Source organism: uncultured Oscillibacter sp. (assembly GCF_947654275.1).
In the GTDB taxonomy this organism is placed as follows: domain Bacteria; phylum Bacillota; class Clostridia; order Oscillospirales; family Oscillospiraceae; genus Oscillibacter.
Genome location: NZ_CANTJS010000033.1, coordinates 1 through 19,775, shown reverse-complemented (window position 1 = coordinate 19,775; position 19,775 = coordinate 1). Strand labels below are relative to the sequence as shown.

Below are 19,775 nucleotides of genomic sequence, written 5' to 3'. Positions count from 1 at the left end.
GCCATGGGGAAGTTTGACGGCGTGCTGCTGGTCAGCGATGTCTGTGACACGCTGGTGGACACAAGCAGAGGGGCCTTTGTGGACGAGGTAAAAGGGAAGACAGAGGAGCTCGTGCCGGTGCCGGAGCGGAACCGGCAGGCTCTGGAGTATTTCACCGCCGAAGGCGGCAGGTTCACCCTTGCCACCGGGAGAGCCCTGAAATACGTGCAGTTTTACGCGGACAGGATTCCGGTGAACGCCCCCGGCGTGCTGGGGGACGGCTCGGCCATCTGCGACATCAGAAGCGGGGCGTACCTGGAGACCGCCGTGCTGGACCGGCGGGCCCGGGAGCTGGGTCAGGCTGTGCTGGACCGGTTCCCCGGGACAACGGTGACGGCTCGCCATCTGGACGGGATGTATCACACGGTACGCCCGGACGCCAGGGCCCGTTTGATTATGAGCGTATCGGACGACGCGCTGGAGGCCTCCTCTCTGCAGGAGGTCCCCCTGCCGATACAGAGGCTGTGGTTCAGAGACCGGAGCCGCACACTGCGGGAGGTTCAGGACTTTCTGCGGGGGCAGGATGAAGACGGCGTGTATGAACTGGCGTTTACCTCTGAGGAGCGGAACCAGCTGCAAATGGCCGCCCGGGGCTCCGGCAAGGGCAACATGGTCCGCCGGCTGGCGGAGCGGCTGGGCATCTCCATGGAACACGTCTACTGCGCCGGGAACGGAGACGATGACGTTTCCATGCTCACCGCCGCGAAGCAGGGCTTTGCCCCATCCAACTGTACCCAGGCGGTCCGGGACTGCGGGGCCGCGGTGGTGTGCTCCGTCCAGGAGGGCGCGTTGGCGGATGCGGTGCGGATTCTGGACAGGAACTATTGAAGAAGATACAAAAGCGCCGGCCCTGGGGGCCGGCGCTTTGCGTATATGGTCCGCGGAATGGTCTACCGCCCCAGGGCGGCGGCGTACAGCTCGTTCCGGCTCAGGCCCGTGTGGGCCGCCACCTCCCGGGCGGCGTCCTTCAGGGTCATGCCCTGTTCCCGGAGGGCCAGCACCTGGGCCGTGCCCTCCTCCAGGGTGACGGCGGCCTCCTGCCGAGGCTCCCGGCCCGCCACCACCAGGACGTATTCCCCTCTGGGGGCGGTTTCACTGTAGTAGGCGGCGGCCTCCCCCAGGGTGCAGCGGCGGGTCTCCTCGTGGAGCTTGGTCAGCTCCCGGCAGAGAGCCGCCCGCCGGTCCGGGCCGAAGGCCTCGCAGAGGTCCGCCAGGGTGGTCCGGAGCTTGTGGGGGGCCTCGTGGAAAATCATGGTCCGCTCCTCGTCCTTCAGACTCTCCAGATGGGCCCGGCGGGTCTTTTTGTTGACGGAGAGAAAGCCCTCGAAGGTGAAGCGCCCGGTGGGCAGGCCGCTGACCGCCAGGGCGTTCACCGCCGCGCAGCAGCCGGGGACGGACAGGACCTCTACGCCGTTCTCCGCACACAGCCGCACCAGATCCTCGCCGGGGTCCGACACGGCGGGGGTGCCGGCGTCTGTGACCAGGGCGCAGCTCTCCCCCGCCAGCAGACGGTCCAGAATGGTTTTGCCGGCGGTGACATGGTTGTGCTCGTGATAGCTCACCAGGGTTTTTTTGATACCGAAGTGATTCAGAAGCTTCAGAGAGACCCGAGTGTCCTCCGCCGCGATGAAGTCCACCGTGGCCAGCGTCTCCACGGCCCGAGGCGAAAAGTCCCCCAGATTTCCGATGGGGGTGGCGACCAGGTATAGCGTTCCGCTCATGGCTTGTCCTCCTGTATATGGTTCCGGTCCGGCTCGTTCCGGCGGAAGTAGATGCGGTCCAGGTCCTCCGAGGGGGCGCCCTCCGGCGTGTACAGCACCAGGGGCGGCTCCAGGTCAAGCCCCGGCTTTCCGCCCCGGCTTCCCTCCAGCAGTACCAGAGAGGGGGCGGTCTCCGGGCGGGTAGAGACCAGCCGCATCCGCTTGGGCTCCATCCCCGCCTCCCGGAGGGCGCAGAGCAGGTCCGTCAGCCGCTCCGGCTTGTGGACCAGACAGAAGCGCCCGCCCCAGCGCAGGGCCCGGCGGGCCGCCCGGCAGACGTCCGCCAGGGTGCAGTCCACCTCCGCCCGGGCGGTCCGGCGGGCGTCCGCCGCCGCCAGAGCGCCGCCGCTTACGGGATAATAGGGCGGGTTGCACACCGCCAGATCAAACTGCCCCCCAGGCAGGGCGTCCCGGCTCCGCAGGTCCCCCTGCCGGAAGAGAAGCCGGTCCGTCAGGCCGTTTTCCTCCGCCGCACGCTCCGCCAGGGCGACGGCCTCCGGCAGGAGCTCCAGCCCCGTCACCGTCAGCTCCCGCTGCCGCTGGAGCAGCAGCAGGCTCAAAAGCCCCGTGCCGCTGCCCAGGTCCAGCACCCGGAGCCCCGGCCGCAGCCGGGGGAAGGCGGACAGGAGGAAGCTGTCCGTCCCCGGCGGAAACAGCCCGTCGGCCCACACGAAGCGGAGCCCGCCGGGCTTCAATGCCTCCCAGTGCTCCATATCAGGTCCGGGGCGGGAAGCCCGCCAGTTTGGCGTTGAGCTTGCTGTAAATGCGCTTCCGGAACCAGGGTTCGGAGGAGGCGGAGACGGCCTCCTCCAGGCCGAACCAGGCAACCTGAGCGTTCTCGTCAGGCTTGCAGCGGAGGGGGGCCGCCGGGTCCGCCTCCAGCAGATAGGTGAGATTCAGGTGCAGATGAGAGGAGACGTAGCGGCCCCGCTTCTCGTGGCCGTCCACCGTCAGAATCTCCAGAGAGTAGATGTCCCGGGACACGGGACGGACCGCCTCCAGGCCGCTTTCCTCCCGGACCTCCCGGAGGGCCGCCGCCAGAAGGTCCCGGTCTCCGTCGGCGTGGCCTCCCAGCCAGGACCAGGAATCATAGAGCGTGTGATAGGCCAGCAGCACCTGCCGCCGGTCCGGGCTCACCACCCAGGCGGAGGCCGTCCAATGGGCCGGGTCCTCCCGGCCATAGGGGGCCTGTCCGCCTTCCAGAAGGGCCAGCAGCGCGTCCCGGTCGGCGGCCTCTTGTTGGTTCCAGGGGCAAAAGGCCCTGAGCTCCTTCAGAATGTCCATCGTTCTCCTTTCGGCAGGCGGCCCCTGCCCTCCGTTCTGTTCCGGAGGTGTTCCTCCGGGAAGTAGAACCCCCTCCGCGTTTCAGGCTTCCGCATCCATCATACCACATGGAGGAAAAAAGAAAAAGCAAAAAAACTGTACATGGTGGATTTTGTGTAATTACCCGCTAAAAATGCACAATATGTAGGGATTCTAACAAAAATTGGGAAATATGTCGAAGGATTTTGAGGAAAATTTTACAGTACCATCTTGAAAATTCTGTAAATTTATGCTATTTTATAGAAAACACGCTGAGAGCGTCGCAGGGACCGTGACATAGCTGAAATACCTAAAAATCTGGAAAGGGATAAGCGTATGGAGAACAGAAGAACTGTGTTGTTGGCGGATGCCAACGAGGAATTCCGCATGATGCTGGAGGAGGCCATTGAACAGGCCGGGGAATTTGATGTGGCGGCGGTCTCCGGAGACGGACAGGAGGCACTGCGTCTGGTGGAGGAAAAGCGGCCCGATTTGTTATTGATGGATGTGGCGCTGCCGGGACTGGACGGGCTGGGCCTGCTCCAGGCTCTGCGGGAGCAGGAGGGTGAGCGGCCCAAGGTCATTGTCGTTTCCGCCTTCTGCGGGGAGCGGGTGCAGGCGGACGCGGAAAAGCTGGGCGTCTGCTATTATCTGCCCAAGCCCTGTGAGCCCAACTCTCTGGTGGAGCGGATGAGAAGCATTTTTGAGCAGTCCCCCGCGCCCCAGGAGGACCGCAGAGGCCGGCTGAAGAACCGCGTGACCGCCGTGATTCACGAGATTGGGGTTCCCGCCCATATCAAGGGCTATCAATATCTGCGGGAGGCCATCATGATTGCTGTGGAGGACATGGAGGTCATCAACGCCGTGACCAAGGTGCTCTATCCGGCGGTGGCCAAGCGCTTCGGCACCACGCCCTCCCGGGTGGAGCGGGCCATTCGCCATGCCATTGAGGTGGCCTGGGACCGGGGCGACCTGGAGACGCTGCAAAAGTACTTCGGCTACACGGTTTCCAACGCCAAGGGCAAGCCCACAAACTCCGAGTTCATCGCCATGATTGCCGACGGGCTCATGCTGGACAGCGGGGAAAACAGCCTGAGAAAATAAAGAGAAAACAGGAGAGGCGGAAACGCCTCTCCTCAGGCTGTCGAAAAAGTATTTTCGACAGCCTGAGCAAGTTTTCAGAACCCGTGAGAAGTTCTGAAAACTTTTGATTGAAAACGAAAGGAACCCCTGATGGGTTCCTTTCGTAGCTATCTTCCTTTCCGATACTTTTACATATGCTGTTTTTTGACATGCTGAGGAGAGACGGAAACGCCTCTCCTGCCGCGTCAGGCCGGACCCAGAAGGTCCCCCACAAGGGCCATTTCCTTCGCCGTGGGCGGCACGTGCTCCAGCTGGACCTCCACGATCCGGTCCGGCCAGGCCAGGAGCCAGACGCTGGAAGCGGTGTCCCCCCAATACAACCGCCAGGCTGCCTCCGCCCCCCAGGGGGCGGCGTCCTCCTGGATATAGTGGCGCACCATCAGCGGGACGCTGGAGTGGTTTTCCTCCCTCAGAAGGTCCCGCAGCACCGGTTCGTACAGCCACCCGGCCCGGATGTCCCAGATATCGTAGGACAGGAAATACAGCTCCCCGTCCACCAGGGCGTTCTCCCAATAACGCCGGCTGGAGAGGAAGACGGTGCCGTCCCGCCAGATGTGCCGGCGGGTATGCTGAACGGGCTGTCCGGTGAGGTCCGCCGCCGTCAGGGGAATGTCGATGGGGTCGGCGTCCCAGGTATGGTTTTGGTAGGAATAGGTCTCTCCCTCTCCGCCGGTGAACCAGCCGAAGTGCATGGCGGACCAGGTGAGCCCGCCCACCAGGGCGAAGGCCAGCACGAAGTCCACCGTCAAAGTGGCGGCCATGTTCTTTCCACGGGAGACCCCCCGGCGCTTGAGATGATTTTTCGTCCCGTGGACCGTCAGCGCCAGCAGGGTGAAGAGAACGAGGTAGACCAGGAAATAGACCCCGTAGATTTTCTGAGAGCCCAGGAGGCTGGACAGCGCATAGCCCGCCGACAGAAGCAGCACCAGAGCCAGCGAGACCCAGGCGGTCCGGCGGCATCCCGGCCCCAGCCGGACGCAGGCTCCCCCGGCCTCCACGGACCGGAGGGACCGCCGCCGCCACAGCCAGTAGCTCCCCAGATTCACCAGCAGCAAAACCGTCAGGATGATATACAGCGGGCCGGCAAAGAGGCGGCTGCTGCTTCCGAACACACGGACGGGGGTCCGGATGATGCTGTTGATAAAGGAGGCCGTCATGAAAAGGGACAGCACCAGCAGCAGGAGATGAGGGGGATAGAAGTGCCGCTTCATGGTCTTGTGGATGTTCTCCAGCCGCAGGGCCTCGTCGGTCTCCAGGGGCACCGGGTTCTCCGCCTCCGTGGAAAAAATCTGCATCTGAAGCCAGCCGCAGACCTTCTCCCAGCCGGCGGCGGCGCAGAGGTCCTCCAGCCGTGCCTGCCCCTCGGTGGGACCCGGGTCGAACTGGGACAGGTCATAGCTGTAGGTGACGGCGTAGCGGACCTTCGCGGGCTCCGCCCGGCGGTAGGTCCAGAGCTGATTCCCCGCCTTTTCCAGCCGCCAGCCTTTGGCGGCCATGGCGGAGAGATGCTCCTCCACGCCTTGGTAGTCGTACAAATTGAAGTTTACAAAACGGCGCTTGCGGTTTTTCATGTACATTCCTCCTCCCGGCCGCCGGGACAGCGGCCATAATCCGCCAGCAGAGTCTGAAGGCGGCGGACCTCCGCCTCCAGAGCCTCCCGGCCCCTGTCGGTCATCAGATAGCTCCGCTTCCGGCCCTCCACCCGGGTCTCCCGAATCATGCCCGCCTGGAGGAAGCTGTCCAGCAGGTTGTAAAGCGTCCCCGGTCCCAGGCTCAGCCGCCCCCGGGTCAGGGCGCCCACCTGGGCGGCGATGTCCGCCCCGCAGCACTCCCGCCGGAGACAGAGAAGGATGTAGAACATGGGCTCTGTCAGCGTCTGAAATTTTTCCCGTGCCATAGCCCGCCCCCCTTGATATAGCCGGCACAGGGATTTTTACCTCACCCGTCGGCGGCTCCGCCGCTGTTTGAAAATCGGTGTCTGCCGGTTTTCAGCTGTGCCGATGATATCGAATATCGTTATTGGATGATCTCAGTATAATATCGAAACTCGATATTGTCAAGAGGGGGCTGCGAATTTCCCTTGCCTTTTTTCCGCCGCTGTGCTATGCTTTACGTAACAATTTAAAGAATCTGTTCTGCGGCGGTGAACCGTCCTTTGAGGCGGTTTTCCATCTGTTGCTTCCGAACCGAAGAGCCGGAGGGAACGGATGCCTTTGCTTGCCGCTGCCTGCGGCGGCGAGCTGAACGGCGGAAATCATATTGGATACTGCTGAAACAGGTCCTGAGAAGAAAAAGGAGGAGCGAATATGACATATTCTTTTCAGCCCAGAGGGGTTTGTTCCCGTGAGATGCGGGTGGAGCTGGACGATCAGGGCGTGATTCAAAATTTGACGGTGGTGGGCGGATGCAGCGGAAACCTCCAGGGCATTTCCGCCCTGGTCCGGGGCATGACCGCTCAGGAGGCCATCAGCCGCCTGAAGGGCATCAACTGCGGCCCCAGAAGCACCTCCTGCCCGGACCAGCTGGCCCAGGGCCTGGAGCAGATTCTGGCCCAGCGCTGAGAAGGCCGGGAAGAGCGCGAGGATGAAAATTGTATTGGTCATAGACCAGTTTGACGACGCCAACAACGGCACCACCATCAGCGCCCGGCGCTTTGCCGCGGCGCTGAAGGAGCACGGCAACGAGGTCCGGGTCATCGCCACCGGCAAGCCCACGGACTACAAATATGCCGTGCGGCAGATGAGGTTCCTTCCCATTGTGGAGCACCTGATTACCAGCCAGGGGATGCGCCTGGCCATTCCCAACAGGCATGTCTTTGAGAAGGCGGCGGCCTGGGCGGACGTGGTCCACTTCATGATGCCCTCGCCCCTGGCCATCATGGGTCTGAAGCACGTGGAGCGGCTGGGCATTCCCCACACGGCGGCCTTCCACTGCCAGCCGGAGAATATCACCTATACCCTCCACATGGGCAACAGCAAGCGGGTCAACGACTTTGTGTATGTCAAGTTCCGGGATACCTTCTTCAACCGCTTCACCCATATCCACTGCCCCAGCAACATGATTGCGGGACAGCTCCGGGACCACGGCTACACCGCCCGGCTCCATGTCATCTCCAACGGCATCAGCCCTCAGTACGTCTATGGCCGCAGGCCGCAGGAGGAGTGGATGCAGGGGAAGTTCAATGTGCTGATGGTGGGCCGGTACGCCGGGGAGAAGCGGCAGGACGTGCTGATTGAGGCCTGTACCCGCTGCCGGCACAGGGAGGAAATCCAGGTGATTCTGGCGGGAAAGGGCCCTCTGGAAAAGAAATACAGGCGTCTTGCGGAGAAGCTGTCCAACCCCGTGGTGATGGAGTTCTACGAGCCCGCCCGGCTGCTGGAGATTCTCCACATGGCGGACCTGTATGTTCACACCTCCGACGCGGAGATTGAGGCCATGAGCTGTATGGAGGCCTTCGCCTGCGGTCTGGTGCCGGTGATTGCCGACTCCCCCCGGTCCGCCACGCCTCAGTTCGCCCTGGATGAGCGGAGCCTGTTCCCCGCCGGGGACTCCGCCGCTCTGGCGGAGAAAATCGACTGGTGGATGGAGCACCCCCGGGAGCGGGAGGAGATGGGGAAGCGCTACGGCGAGCACGCCCGGCAGTACGCCCTGGAGCGCTCCATCGAGCAGACAGAGGAGATGTTCCGCATGGCCATTGCGGAGCAGAGAGGATAACAGCGACAGGGCCCTGCCGGAGCGGCGGGGCCCTGTGGATTTCTCCCGGCTTGGGAGGTGAAAAAGGAGGCGTCCGCAATGGACCACAGCAAGGTATTTGCCATGAAGCTTTCCAAGGTCTATCCTCTGCTGGTGCAGAAGGCGGAGCGGAAGGGCCGCACACGGGAGGAGGCCGACACGGTCATCTGCTGGCTGACGGGCTATGATGAGGCGGGACTCCGGCGGCAGCTGGAACGGGACGTGGATTACAGGACCTTTTTTGAGGAAGCGCCTCAGATGAATCCCCGGGCGGAGCAGGTCCGGGGAGTGGTCTGCGGCGTCCGGGTGGAGGACGTGCAGGATCCGCTGATGAGGGACATCCGGCGGCTGGACAAGCTGATTGACGAGCTGGCGAAGGGAAAGGCACTGGACCGGATTCTGCGGAAGTGAGCGGATTTCAGGAAGGACCGTCCCGGAGCCCGGCGGAAATTCACAGGAGCCGCGGGAGAACAGGAATATCAGAGGAAGCCCCCTGCCGGAGAGGCCCGGCAGGGGCTTTTTGCCACCTGTCACCTGTCACCAGCAGTCCCCTTTTTCCGTATACTGGACCAGCGACAAAGGAGGAATGCACCATGGCTTATTCCGACCGGGAGCTGCTGGCGCGTCTGATTGAATGCGAGGCGGGCGGCGAGGGGGAGAACGGCATGAAGGCGGTGGCGGGGGTGGTGATGAACCGGGTCCATGCCAAGGGCGGGGAGTATGCACGGGTGGGCCAGGGCAGCATCCGCAATATTATTTTCCAGCCCTACCAGTTTGTCTGCGCCAGCGAGACAGAGGGCGGCGCGTACAATCCGCAGAACATATACAACATGCGGCCGGAGCAGATTCACTATGATATTGCCGACTGGGCCATTGCAGGGAACCGCCTGCCTGAGGTGGCGGAATCCCTGTGGTTCTATAACCCCTTCGGCCCCAAGTGCCGGAGCCGCTTCCCCTCGGACGTGGGCTACTGGCAGGCGCGCATCGGAGATCACTGCTTTTACAATCCGACAGACGCGTATTACAGCACTTGACAAAGGATGGCGCCCGCCGCCCGGCGGGGAGACAGGAATTGATTACGAGTTTTGAGAGGTGTCATGATGACTCACACACACTATACATCCCGTCCCATGATGACGGACTGGTCCGGCGAGATCAGCGGCGGCCCGGTGGTCCCGGTCTCCGCCACCGCCTCTGCGTCTACCACCACCACAACCACCACCACGTCCTCCGCCTCCGCCGCCCCGGCAGCCGGCCATAACGGAAACGCTCCCGCCCCGGCTCCGACGGCTCCCGGCTATACCCCGGCGGCTCCGGCCGCTCCCGGCTATACCCCGGCGGCTCCGGCCGCTCCCGGCTACGCCCCGGCGGCTTCGGAGGCCTCTGCCCCCGGCTATACTCCCGCGGCTCCAGCCCCTGCGGCTCCGGCTGCTCCCGGTTACAGTCCCGCGGCCCCGGCTCCGTCCGCCGCTCCTGCGCCCAGAAACGAGTTCACCGGCAGCATGGGCACGCTGGACCTTGAGACCCACCAGCCCATCGAAGTCATCGAGACCCCCACCAGCATGAGCGAGGCGTTTCTGGGCTCCCTGAAGGCCATGCTGCTGCGGAACCGGGGGAATTTCGTCACCGCCACCTTCCTGATCGGCACCCAGGGCACCACGGCCTGGGAGGGGATTCTCCACGATGTGGGCAACGACTATCTCATCATCTACCAGCCGGGACGGGAGCGGTATATCGCCTGCGACATCTATTCGCTGAAATATATCGAGTTCTACGATACCCGGCGGCGGGAGATGTGCGAAACAATGCTGCGGCAGAATGGAATGCAGAATACGTTCTGACAAAGATGGAACAAACCGGGAAGGGCTCTTCCCGGTTTGCTGCTGTCACGGCCCGTTGGGGTGAACAGAGAAGGGGACCGCCTCCGCATAAGTGTTTTTGCCGGAGCATAGGGTTTGGGGGAAGAGGTGATCGTCAATGACAATTCATGTGGTGTCCGCCGGGGAAACCGCCGCCTCCATCGCGGAGCGCTACGGGGTTTCCCCCCGGCGGCTGGCAGAGGACAACAGCGTTCCGGAGGCCCTGGACGCGCCTGCCGGGGAGGCCGGTTCCGGGCTGGCTGTGGGGCAGACCCTGGTGGTCCGCTTTCCCAGACAGGTCCACGCCGTGACGGCGGGGGAGACCCTGGCCTCCATCGCGGAGCGCTACGGCACGACGGTCCGCCAGCTCTGGCGGAACAACTGGGAGCTGGGAGGCGGGGACGCGCTGGCAGTGGGGCAGGACCTGGTAATCTCGTATTTTGAGGAGAGACTGGGCACGGCCCTGTCCAACGGCTATGCCTATCCCTTCATTCCCCGCCGGCTTCTGGCGGCAGAGCTGCCCTATCTCACCACCCTGGCCCCGTTTACCTACGGCATTACGGCGGAGGGCGGCCTGCTGCCCCTGGCAGACGATGGGCTGCTGGAGGCCGCCCGGGCGCGGGGGACGCTGCCGGTGATGCACCTGTCCACCCTGACGGAGGAGGGGAATTTCGACACAGCCAGGGCCACCCGGGTGCTGACGGACTATGAGGTTCAGGGCCGCCTGGCGGCGGAGGTGCTCCAGACAGTTCTGCGGAAGGACTACGCCGGGCTGGATGTGGATTTTGAATACCTGCCGGGCCAGCTGGCGGAGGCCTACGCCGCATTTCTGAGCCGGCTGCGCCGGCTGCTGGAGCCCCAGGGGCGGTTCCTCTGGGCGGCGCTGGCACCCAAGACCAGCCCCATGCAGCGGGGGCTGCTGTACGAGGGCCACAGCTATGGAGCCGTGGCCGCGGCGGTGGACGGGGTGCTGCTGATGACCTATGAGTGGGGCTATACCGCCGGGCCGCCCATGGCGGTGGCGCCCCTGCCCAGCGTGCGGGCGGTGCTGGACTACGCCGTGACGGAGATTCCGGCGGAAAAGATTTTTCTGGGCGTGCCCAACTACGGCTATGACTGGCCGCTTCCCTTCGTCCAGGGCGTCACCCGGGCCCAGTCCATCTCCAACCAGCGGGCCATTGAGCTGGCCCGGGAGCACCGCATTGCCATTCAGTACGACCGGCAGGCCCAGTCCCCATTCTTCCACTACACCGACGCCGGCGGCGTCGTTCACGAGGTCTGGTTCGAGGATGCCCGGAGCCTGGAAGCCAAGCTGCGGCTGATTGCCGAATATGGCTTCCGGGGCGTGGGCTTCTGGAATGTCATGCGGCCCTTTTCACAGACCTGGCTGGTTTTGGATGCGCTCTATAATATCGAGTGAAGTCAGAGAAAAAATTAGGAATTAGGAATGAGAAATGAGGAATTTCCCCCAAAAGAGACGATTCCTAACTCCTAATTCCTAACTCCTAATTACGCCGCGTCAGGCGGCGGTTACACGTTGATTTCCGGCGTCTCGCCTTCTCCGTCCTCCGCCAGAATGGGGGCGATGCTCTCCAGGAACGCCGCCACCTGCGCCTCACAGCGGCCGGTGTAGAGCCTGGGGTCCATCAGCTCGTTCAGTTCCTCCTCCGTCATGGCAAAGGCGGGCTCCGCCGCCAGGCGGCTGAGCAGGTCGCAGGGCTGGCCCTCCTTCATCCGGGCGGTGGCCGCCATGGAGCAGGTGCGGATTACCTCGTGGAGTTCCTGCCGGTTGCCGCCCCGCTTGACCCCCTCCATCATCAGGTTCTCCGTGGCGATGAAAGGCAGGTATTCCCTCACGGTTCTGTCCACGATTTTCTCGTTGACATGGAGGCCGTCGGTGACATTCCGGCACAGACGGAGAATGGCGTCGGCGCAGAGGAAGCCCTCCGGCATGGAGATCCGCCGGTTGGCGGAGTCGTCCAGGGTCCGCTCCAGCCACTGGACCGAGGCGGTCATGGGGGCGTTCAGGGCGTCGGCCATCAGATAGCGGGACAATGAGCAGATGCGCTCGCTGCGCATGGGGTTGCGCTTATAGGCCATGGCGGAGGACCCGATCTGATTTTTCTCGAAGGGCTCCTCTACCTGCCGGTCGTGCTGGAGGAGGCGGATGTCGTTGGCCATGCGGCAGGCGCTCTGGGCGATGGAGCTGAGGACGTTCAGGATGCGGCTGTCCGTCTTCCGGGGGTAGGTCTGGCCGCAGACGGGGAAGCACCGGTCAAAGCCGAACCCGGCGGCAATCTGCCGGTTCATCTCGTCAATTCTGGCCCCGTCTCCCTCGAAGAGGTCCATAAAGCTGGCTTCGGTGCCGGTGGTGCCCCGGCAGCCCAGGAATTTCATGTTGTCAATGACAAAATCCAGCTCCTCCAGGTCGCTGAGGAAGTCCTGCATCCACAGCGTGGCCCGCTTGCCCACGGTGACCAGCTGGGCGGGCTGATAGTGGGTGTAGCCCAGGGTAGGAACGGCGGCGTACTGCCGGGCGAATTTCGCCAGGTTCCCCAGGAGGGCGGCCAGCTCCTTCCGCAGATGCCGCAGGCCCTCCCGGTAGAGAATGAGGTCGGCGTTGTCGGTGACATAGCAGCTGGTGGCCCCCAGGTGGATGATGCCGGCGGCGGAGGGGGCCGCCTTGCCGTAGGCATAGACATGGGCCATGACGTCGTGGCGGACCTCCTTTTCCCGGGCCGCCGCCAGGTCGAAGTCGATGTCCTCCACATGGTCCTCCAGCTCTTTCACCTGCTCTGCCGTCACGGGGAGGCCCAGGCCGTGCTCCGCCCGGGCCAGGGCCGCCCACAGCCGCCGCCAGGTTTTAATCCTCGTCTCGGCGGAGAAGAGCTCCAGCATGAAATCCGAGGCGTAGCGGGAGGAGAGGGGGGATTCGTAGCGATTTTTCATAACTACCTCCACTAAATCAATTGCCGGGGAAGGCCCTCAAACAGCCCGTCCAGCTCCGCGTGAGTCATGGCCCGGATCAGGACCCAGCCGTCCGATGCGGCCAGGGAGAAGGGGCGGAGGCGGTTCATGGCCTCCTGATACTCCATCTGCCCCAAAACCCGGTTTTCCGTGAGGCTGACCGTGCTGAGAATCCACTCGGGGATGGGCCTGCCCTCCGCCGTCCAGGTGCTCTCAGGCCGGAGGGGGAGGATGGTGTCCGTGTCCTCTGTCAGGGTGCAGTTTCCGAACAGGGCGCCGGTGTCCTTTCTTGCGTATACCTTCGGATTGGCCCGATAGGCCTCGCCCCAGCGCCGGGCGGTCTCCTCCGGGCTGAGGGGATTTTGCTCCTGGGGCTTCTTTTTTCCAAAACCAAACAGTCCCATGGATGCGCCTCCCGTCAGCGCAGGATAATGGCGTCCCGCTCCGGGCCCACGGAGACATAGCCGATGTGGCAGCCGATTTCCCGCTCAATATACTCCACGTATTTTCTGGCGGCCTCCGGCAGGTCCTCCCAGGTCCGGACGCCGGAGATGTCGCAGCCCCAGCCGGGCAGGTACTCCACCACCGGTTTAGCCTCGTTCAGCAGAGCGGGGAAGGGGAAGCGGTCCGTCTGCTGGCTGCCCAGCTCATAGCGGACGCAGACGGGAATGCGCTCCATGTAGCTCAGCACGTCCAGCTTGGTCAGGGCGATGTTGGTGGCTCCCTGGCACTCCACGCCGTAGCGGGTGGCCACGATGTCGATGGGGCCCACCCGGCGGGGCCGTCCGGTCTTGGCGCCGTACTCATTGCCGGCCTCCCGGAGCTTGTCCGCCTCCTCGCCGAACCACTCGCAGGTAAAGGGGCCTTCGCCCACGCAGGAGGAATAGGCCTTTACCACGCCGATGACCTCGTCGATGCGGGCGGAGGGCAGGCCGGAGCCCACGGGGGCGTAAGCCGCCACGGCGTTGGAGGATGTGGTATAGGGATAGATGCCGTAGTCCAGGTCCCGAAGGGCTCCCAGCTGGGCTTCAAAAAGGATGCGCTTGTTCTCCCGCTGGGCCTGGCGGAGGAAGGCCCCGGTGTCCCGGATGAAGGGGCGGATTTTCTCGCCGTAGTCCGCCGCCCAGTCCAACAGCTGCTCCATGGTATAGGGCTGGGCCCCGTAGACCCTGGTCAGGGTCAGGTTCTTCCACTCCAGCAGGTCCGCCAGGTGGGCCCGGAGCTGCTCGGGATAGAGGAGCTCTCCGGCCATGACGGTTTTCTTCTGGAACTTGTCGGAATAGAAGGGGGCGATGCCCTGCTTGGTGGAGCCGTATTTCTTGTCCTTGAGGCGGGCCTCCTCCAGACTGTCCAGGTCTCTGTGCCAGGGCAGGAGCAGAGAGGCCCGGTCGCTGATTTTCAGGTTGTCCGGGGTGATGGACACGCCCTTGGCGGCCACCTCCTGCATCTCCTTCCACAGGCTTTCGCAGTCCAGGGCCACGCCGTTGCCCAGGATGTTCACCACACCATCCCGAAAAATGCCGGAGGGCAGCAGATGCAGGGCGAATTTGCCCTTTTCGTTGACGACGGTGTGCCCGGCGTTGCCGCCGCCCTGGTATCGGACCACTACGTCATAATCCTGGGTAATCAGGTCCACCATGCGGCCCTTGCCCTCGTCTCCCCAGTTGATGCCCACGATGGCGCAATTTGACATAATTGTAACCTCCATGGAGCCGGGATGCCGGCTCGTTTCTTTTGCCGGGGCGCGGCAGCGTCCCGTTTTGTCCTTTGTCCTGTCCCATTATAAAGGCAGTTTTGCCATAAGTAAAGAGCAAAGGCGCAAAGGGCGGGATTTTCGTCTGAAAGACGAAAAAAAGGCGGAGCCCGGCCGGCTCCGCCTCTGTTCATTCAGGTGATGACAAACCGTTTGGATTCCGAGGCGACGGCATAGCGGGCGTAGATTTCCGGCCGTTCCTCCTTCAGGGCCTTGACGTCCAGCCGGGTGGAGGACGTGGTTTTCCAGCTGACCTTGTAGTGGGGCGTCTCCAGCACATCCACACCCCGGGCCGTCAGCTCCGCCTTGATCTCGGCCTCTATGGCCTCCGCCGCCTGTTTCAGCTCGGCAATCGTCCGCTTGTGCTGCCGCAGCCGGGCCAGCATTTCGTCCATCTGCAAGTTGTCCATCCTGTACCTCCTGATCTGGGATGGTACACTGTATGAGGGACGGGAGAACATTATGAACAGAGTGGAGAGTTTAGAGTGAAGAGTGAAGAGTTTAGAGTGAAGAGTGAAGAGTTTAGAGTGAAGAATGGGAGATATATCTCAACTCTCTACTCTCCACTCTCCTCTCTCAGAGGTGGTGGTCCCTCAGCAGCCGCCTGGCCTGCTCCCACAGTTCGTCGCTGACGGTCTGAATCACGGCCACCTTCTCCACCAGCTCCGGCAGGGCGGCCTTCAGCTCCGCTTCCACCAGGGTCTCGTTGGTCAGGTCCGCCGAGGGGCACCCGGCGCATTGGCCCAGCAGCTTGACGTACAGGACCCCGTTTTCCAGGCGGTCCGTCTCAATCTCCCCGCCGTGGGCCCGGAGGGCGGGGCGGACCTTTTCGTCCAGAACGGCCTCGATGCGTTTCATATCCTCGTTCATGATTCATCCTCCTTTTTTAGGGGTTCCTGCTGTTCAAGGGCGGCAGCCTTGGCGGCGGCAATTTCCTCCTGGAGCTTCCGGCGGGTGTCATCAAACAGCAGCTCCTGATTGTGGCGGAAATAGGCGTCGCAGCCGAAGGTCTCAATAAACCAGCTGGTGTCCGGACCGGCGGTGAGCTCCGTGACGAACAGGACCAGCTCCTGCCCCTGGCCAAAGGCCTCTTCCAGGAAGCGGAACGCGCTGTCCAGCTGCCGCCCGGCCAGCTCCCCCAGCAGGGCCCGCTTGTCCGTCTCGCCGCCGAACCAGTCCCGCACCGCTTCCAGGGCGTCCTCCGGGCGGCTCCGGTTCTCCTGGATCAGGCGGAGGCGGTACTCGTCCAGAAGACCGATGATCCGCAGGCTGAGGGTTTCCCGCTCCCGGTCCAGCTGGCCCGCCTCCCGGGCCCGCTTCAGGGCCGTCCGCCGCTCCTGAATGAGACAGGGCAGAATGTCCGGCTCTGTGGGCAGGGCGTCCCGGAATTCCGTCAGGGCGGCGTGGAGCCCCTCGCACAGGGCATCCTGCCGCCGGACCTCTCCGGTCTCCTCCGTCAGCCGGGAGAGAAGCAGCCCCATCACCGACAGCTTCTCGTCGAAGGGGGCGGCCCGGAGCTCCGAGACGGTGACGGCGGGCCACCGGCCGTGGAGCACGTCGTCCACGTGGTAGATGTTCCTGTATTTGTTGTAAAGCTCCAGATAGTTGGCGAAGTCCCCGGCCACGGCGGGCAGCTGGATATACTGCTCCGCCACCTGCCGCCCCACCGGCAGGCCCAGCCTCTCATAGGCCAATATCAGCTCGCTCAGATCCTCCCAGCCCCGGGCGGTGGCGAACTGGAGGCCCTCCGCTCCGGACTCCATCCGGTAAAAGTTTTCCTTTTTGATGTCCAGATAGGAGATCACCGCCCCGTGAAGACGCCTCTGCCGGGCGTACTCCTTCCAGACGCCGAAGTCCTCCCGGACCTCGATGCGCTTCACCCGGTCCAGAGTCACCACGTCGAAGTCCCGGACGGAACGGTTGTATTCCGGCGGATTTCCGGCGGCGGCAATCAGCCAGCCCTGCGGGAGGCGCTGGTTGCCGAAGGTCTTGCACTGGAGGAATTGCAGCATCATGGGGGCCAGGGTCTCGGACACGCAGTTGATCTCGTCCAGGAAGAGGATGCCCTCCCGGATGCCCGTCCGCTCCATCAGCTGGTAGACCGAGGCCAGAATTTCGCTCATGGTGTATTCCGTCACCGAATATTCCGTGCCGTCGTAGACCCGCTTCTCGATGAAGGGCAGGCCCACGGCGCTCTGCCGGGTGTGGTGGGTGATGGTGTAGGACACCAGACCCACCCCGGCCTCGGCGGCGGCCTGCTCCATAATCTGGGTCTTGCCGATGCCCGGCGGGCCCATCAGCAGAATGGGCCGCTGGCGGACCGGGGGAATCAGGTAGTTCCCCAGCTCGTCCTTCGCCAGATACGCTTTCAGGGTGTTGGCAATTTCCTGTTTGGCTTCTTTGATGTTCATAGTGTTTTCCTGTCCCTGCCTGTCCTTTTATTTATGGAGTTATTTGCGGAGACTGCGGGCGGGATGCCGCGGGCCGCCGGAGGGGCGCCCGCCTCCCCGGCGCAGCCCGTCTCCGCCTTCATCCGCTGTCAGTCCGCCCCTGCTCTGCTTCGGGATGCTCCCCTGGAGTCTGTTTGAAAACCGGCGGAATGCCGGATTTCAAACAGACTCTAAAGCTCCGGCAGCTCGCCGGGGTCCGTTTCGTCCTCCAGGGCCTCCAGGGTCCGTTCCGGCTCCGGCAGCACCAGCCGGATGGCCCAGGGGGGAATGTCCGCCGCCACCGAGGCCGGGGGCTCCCCCAGCAGAACGAAGGCCGTTTCATAGGGGGTCCGCTTTTTGGGGAATACGCCCATGCCGTCGGTGAAGTACACCAGGCCCCGGAGACTGGAGAAGGCCCCCGCCTCCAAAAGCTCTGCCACATGGGCGAACACCGGGCGGAAGTCCGTGGCGCCGCCTCCGGCGAGGGTGAAGCGCTCCATATAGTCCCGCAGCTCCTCCAGGTCCCGGATGGGCACGTCGGATTGAATTTGGTCGTCACATTGGAGAATCCGGATGTTCACCCTCCGGGTAAAGGTTCCGGCGCTGCGGAGTATGGCGTAGGTACAGGCCAGGAACCGCCGCACCAGGTCCCCGGAGGTGGACATGGAGGTGTCGATGGCGATGACGAAATCCTCGATGCGCTTTTCCTCCCGGGTCTCCGGGGGCTCCACCAGGGGCATGTTGCCGTAGAGCCGGAGACCGTAGCTGTAAAAGCCGTAGTCAAAGGCGTCCCCGTCCGCCGCCAGCACCTCTCTGGGGGCGGCGAAGCGCCGGAGGAAGGCCCGGTAATCCACATCGTCCCGCACCGCCGCCCGGACCTGCTCCAGCACCGCCGCGCCTCCCTCCGCCTGACCGGCCCGGACGGTTTCCATGCCGGTCCGGGTTTTCTCCGAGAGGGTTTTCCACTGCCGGTCCTGCCGCTGGCTCTGCTCCTTCCCGTCCTGCTGTTCGGGGTCCCAGAGGCCGTGATCGTCCACCCAGAACAGCCGCTGAAGCGCCGCCAGCTCGTATTCCGGCAGATTCAGCCGCAGCAGGCGGCGGTAGACGCCCTCGGCTGTGAGCACCGGCATCTCCCGGCGGCATTCACCGTAAAACACCCGCTTTGCCGGGGGGACCGTCTCGCTGAGACAGGGGTAATCCAGCTCGTCCAGCACGCTTTCCGCCGCCGCGTCACAGGCCAGGTCCCACAATTCCGGAATCCGGCCCCGCTTCTTCGCCAGGTGGCGGAACATGCAGTGGAGAATGACGTGGAGATAGGCCCGGTTTGTCAAAACGCCGCTCCGGAGGAACCGGTCCGCCAGCCAGGCCCCGTTATAGTAGAGCCCCTCGCCGTCGGTGGCCAGGGAGACGGTGACACCGCCGCCGGGCCGGAACTCCAGGCCGCAGAGGGCCGCGTCCAGATAGGGCAGGCTCATGTACAGCTGGTTCCGGGCGGCGCTTAAAATTTTTTGGCCAATTTGCCCAACTTCGGATGAGTCTTTCATGCCGGCGTCCCCCTTTCGTTTCAATCAGGAGTGAGGAGTTAGGAATTAGGAATTGGTCTGCTGTTTTATCAATTCCTCATTCCTCATTCCTGATTCCTCATTCAGAGCAGGAACCTGTCCGCGCCCTTCTTTCGTTTCAATCAGGAGTGAGGAGTTAGGAATTAGGAATTGGTCTGCTGTTTCATCAATTCCTCATTCCTAATTTCTCATTCAGAGCAGGAACCTGTCCGCGCTCTTCTGCGGAAACCTCCTGTGCTGCTCCTCCAACAGCAGCGCCACCAGAGCCGGGGCCTCCCGGGCCCGGGCCTGGGCGCAGGCGGCGCTGAGGGCGGCCCGGTCCGGCTCCGCCCGGTCCAGCAGGAAGCGGAGTCCGGCGCTGTCCCCCTGCCCGGCCAGCCAGACCAGGGTCTCCGCCAGGCGGGACCGGAGGTATTCCAGATAGGCGGCTTCCGCCTCCCCGCCCAGCTCCATGGGCCAGCGCAGGCGGTACCAGGCCAGCCGGAGGGCGGTTTCCCCGTCGTGCTCCATGGACAGGAAGCCGGGCCACAGGGCGTCATAGTCCTTGAAATTCAGTTTTTTCTGGTGGAAGCAGTGGTGATAGGGATAGCCCGCCCCGGAAATGAAATAGTCAAAATGATGGGCGGGGCAGTTCTCCTCGTAGAGCTCCGTGTACTCCGGAAACAGCAGCCGGGCAGTTCCGCCGGGGCCTTCCACTGTTACATCCAGCTCCCGGCTCAGCTCCCCGGCAAACCAGGCCAGCGTCTCCCCCTGGTCCGGCCCCCTCCGGGTCAGATAGAGGGTGTCCAGACTCCGGCAGTTCATCAGGACGGCGCCGCCCCAGAAAACCGGACCGCCGTGAAGCCGGAGGGCTTTCAGAGCCCCGCAGTTCAGCAGCGCGTAATCGCCCACCCGGCTCAGGGAGGAGGGGAGGACCAGGTCCTCCAGCTTCCGGTTGTCCCAGTCCCCCGTCTGGGGTCCCCAGGTGACCAGCACCTCTTCCCCCTGGGGCCAGGGCCGCCCGGGCGTCAGGGCGTGGCGCCCCAGCGCCGTCACCGGCAGGCCGAAAAGCGTCTCCGGCAGGACGGCCCGGCGGTCACAGGTGACGGCGCCCAGAATGACAACGCCGTCCCGCTCCCGCCGGACAGACAGCCGCCAGTTTCCCGGCCCGCTGACAGTTTCCATGCAATCCGCCTCCTTCGCGCCTCTTCCCTTCGCGCCTCTTCCCTTCGCGCCTCTTCCCTTCGCGC

Annotated in this window: 21 protein-coding genes; 8 read left to right on the top strand and 13 right to left on the bottom strand. The window is 63.7% G+C overall.

Annotated features, from left to right (window positions below; genetic code table 11):
* Positions 1-3: 3 nt before the first annotated feature.
* The gene (locus Q0063_RS09735) at positions 4-867 is read left to right on the top strand and encodes an HAD family hydrolase (RefSeq protein ID WP_297871785.1); all 864 of its coding nucleotides are present in this window, start codon (positions 4-6) and stop codon (positions 865-867) included.
* 62 nt (positions 868-929) lie between these two features.
* Here the strand turns inward: Q0063_RS09735 and rsmI are convergent, their stop codons facing one another.
* From rsmI to Q0063_RS09720, 3 genes are read right to left on the bottom strand one after another with little or no spacing between them, the layout of a single operon-like run.
* The gene (gene rsmI / locus Q0063_RS09730) at positions 930-1,760 is read right to left on the bottom strand and encodes a 16S rRNA (cytidine(1402)-2'-O)-methyltransferase (RefSeq protein ID WP_297871784.1); all 831 of its coding nucleotides are present in this window, start codon (positions 1,758-1,760) and stop codon (positions 930-932) included.
* Complete coding sequence (locus Q0063_RS09725) at positions 1,757-2,512, bottom strand: tRNA1(Val) (adenine(37)-N6)-methyltransferase (RefSeq protein WP_297871783.1); 756 nt, start codon at positions 2,510-2,512, stop codon at positions 1,757-1,759. Before Q0063_RS09725 ends, rsmI begins: the two co-directional genes overlap by 4 nt.
* Before the next feature lies 1 nt (position 2,513).
* Positions 2,514-3,083, bottom strand: coding sequence for an NUDIX hydrolase (locus Q0063_RS09720; protein ID WP_297871782.1), 570 nt, complete (start codon positions 3,081-3,083; stop codon positions 2,514-2,516).
* A 354-nt stretch (positions 3,084-3,437) separates the two neighbouring features.
* On the opposite strand from Q0063_RS09720, the gene spo0A reads away from it, so the two are divergent.
* Entirely contained in the window at positions 3,438-4,205 is a 768-nt protein-coding gene (gene spo0A, locus Q0063_RS09715; RefSeq protein WP_297871781.1) for a sporulation transcription factor Spo0A, read from the top strand.
* A 224-nt stretch (positions 4,206-4,429) separates the two neighbouring features.
* Here the strand turns inward: spo0A and Q0063_RS09710 are convergent, their stop codons facing one another.
* Both Q0063_RS09710 and Q0063_RS09705 read right to left on the bottom strand, forming a co-directional pair.
* The gene (locus tag Q0063_RS09710; protein WP_297871780.1) at positions 4,430-5,815 is read right to left on the bottom strand and encodes a DUF2812 domain-containing protein; all 1,386 of its coding nucleotides are present in this window, start codon (positions 5,813-5,815) and stop codon (positions 4,430-4,432) included.
* The gene (locus Q0063_RS09705) at positions 5,812-6,141 is read right to left on the bottom strand and encodes a PadR family transcriptional regulator (RefSeq protein ID WP_297871779.1); all 330 of its coding nucleotides are present in this window, start codon (positions 6,139-6,141) and stop codon (positions 5,812-5,814) included. Before Q0063_RS09705 ends, Q0063_RS09710 begins: the two co-directional genes overlap by 4 nt.
* Before the next feature lie 409 nt (positions 6,142-6,550).
* Here Q0063_RS09705 and Q0063_RS09700 point away from each other — a divergent pair, with 409 nt between their 5' ends.
* From Q0063_RS09700 to Q0063_RS09675, 6 genes are all read left to right on the top strand, one after another.
* Entirely contained in the window at positions 6,551-6,805 is a 255-nt protein-coding gene (locus Q0063_RS09700; protein WP_297871778.1) for a TIGR03905 family TSCPD domain-containing protein, read from the top strand.
* Positions 6,806-6,827: 22 nt separating this feature from the next.
* Positions 6,828-7,958: a glycosyltransferase gene (locus tag Q0063_RS09695; RefSeq protein WP_297871777.1), complete on the top strand. Its 1,131-nt coding sequence runs from the start codon at positions 6,828-6,830 to the stop codon at positions 7,956-7,958.
* 78 nt (positions 7,959-8,036) lie between these two features.
* A complete protein-coding gene (locus Q0063_RS09690) occupies positions 8,037-8,387 on the top strand; it encodes a DUF2200 domain-containing protein (protein ID WP_297871776.1) in 351 nt (116 codons plus the stop codon).
* 182 nt (positions 8,388-8,569) lie between these two features.
* Entirely contained in the window at positions 8,570-9,010 is a 441-nt protein-coding gene (locus Q0063_RS09685; protein WP_297871775.1) for a cell wall hydrolase, read from the top strand.
* Between the two features lie 63 nt (positions 9,011-9,073).
* Positions 9,074-9,817: a hypothetical protein gene (locus Q0063_RS09680; RefSeq protein ID WP_297871774.1), complete on the top strand. Its 744-nt coding sequence runs from the start codon at positions 9,074-9,076 to the stop codon at positions 9,815-9,817.
* A gap of 136 nt (positions 9,818-9,953) precedes the next feature.
* Positions 9,954-11,255: a glycosyl hydrolase family 18 protein gene (locus Q0063_RS09675; RefSeq protein WP_297871773.1), complete on the top strand. Its 1,302-nt coding sequence runs from the start codon at positions 9,954-9,956 to the stop codon at positions 11,253-11,255.
* Between the two features lie 110 nt (positions 11,256-11,365).
* Here Q0063_RS09675 and purB read toward each other — a convergent pair whose 3' ends face one another.
* From purB to Q0063_RS09635, 8 genes are all read right to left on the bottom strand, one after another.
* Entirely contained in the window at positions 11,366-12,784 is a 1,419-nt protein-coding gene (gene purB, locus Q0063_RS09670; RefSeq protein ID WP_297871772.1) for an adenylosuccinate lyase, read from the bottom strand.
* Between the two features lie 11 nt (positions 12,785-12,795).
* Positions 12,796-13,206 (bottom strand): hypothetical protein, encoded by a 411-nt coding sequence (locus tag Q0063_RS09665; protein ID WP_297871771.1) that lies wholly within the window; start codon positions 13,204-13,206, stop codon positions 12,796-12,798.
* 14 nt (positions 13,207-13,220) lie between these two features.
* The gene (locus Q0063_RS09660) at positions 13,221-14,495 is read right to left on the bottom strand and encodes an adenylosuccinate synthase (RefSeq protein ID WP_297871770.1); all 1,275 of its coding nucleotides are present in this window, start codon (positions 14,493-14,495) and stop codon (positions 13,221-13,223) included.
* 194 nt (positions 14,496-14,689) lie between these two features.
* Entirely contained in the window at positions 14,690-14,965 is a 276-nt protein-coding gene (locus Q0063_RS09655; RefSeq protein WP_297871769.1) for a hypothetical protein, read from the bottom strand.
* Positions 14,966-15,131: 166 nt separating this feature from the next.
* A complete protein-coding gene (locus Q0063_RS09650; RefSeq protein WP_297871768.1) occupies positions 15,132-15,425 on the bottom strand; it encodes a NifU family protein in 294 nt (97 codons plus the stop codon).
* Positions 15,422-16,966 carry an AAA family ATPase gene (locus tag Q0063_RS09645; protein ID WP_297871767.1) on the bottom strand — a complete coding sequence of 515 codons (1,545 nt, stop codon included), beginning with the start codon at positions 16,964-16,966 and terminating at the stop codon, positions 15,422-15,424. Before Q0063_RS09645 ends, Q0063_RS09650 begins: the two co-directional genes overlap by 4 nt.
* A 209-nt stretch (positions 16,967-17,175) precedes the next feature.
* On the bottom strand, positions 17,176-18,528 hold the full coding sequence (locus tag Q0063_RS09640; protein WP_297871766.1) for a DUF2201 family putative metallopeptidase: 1,353 nt from the start codon (positions 18,526-18,528) through the stop codon (positions 17,176-17,178).
* Positions 18,529-18,738: 210 nt separating this feature from the next.
* Positions 18,739-19,710, bottom strand: a complete 972-nt coding sequence (locus Q0063_RS09635) for a hypothetical protein (RefSeq protein WP_297871765.1) — start codon at positions 19,708-19,710, stop codon at positions 18,739-18,741.
* Between the last annotated feature and the right edge of the window lie 65 nt (positions 19,711-19,775).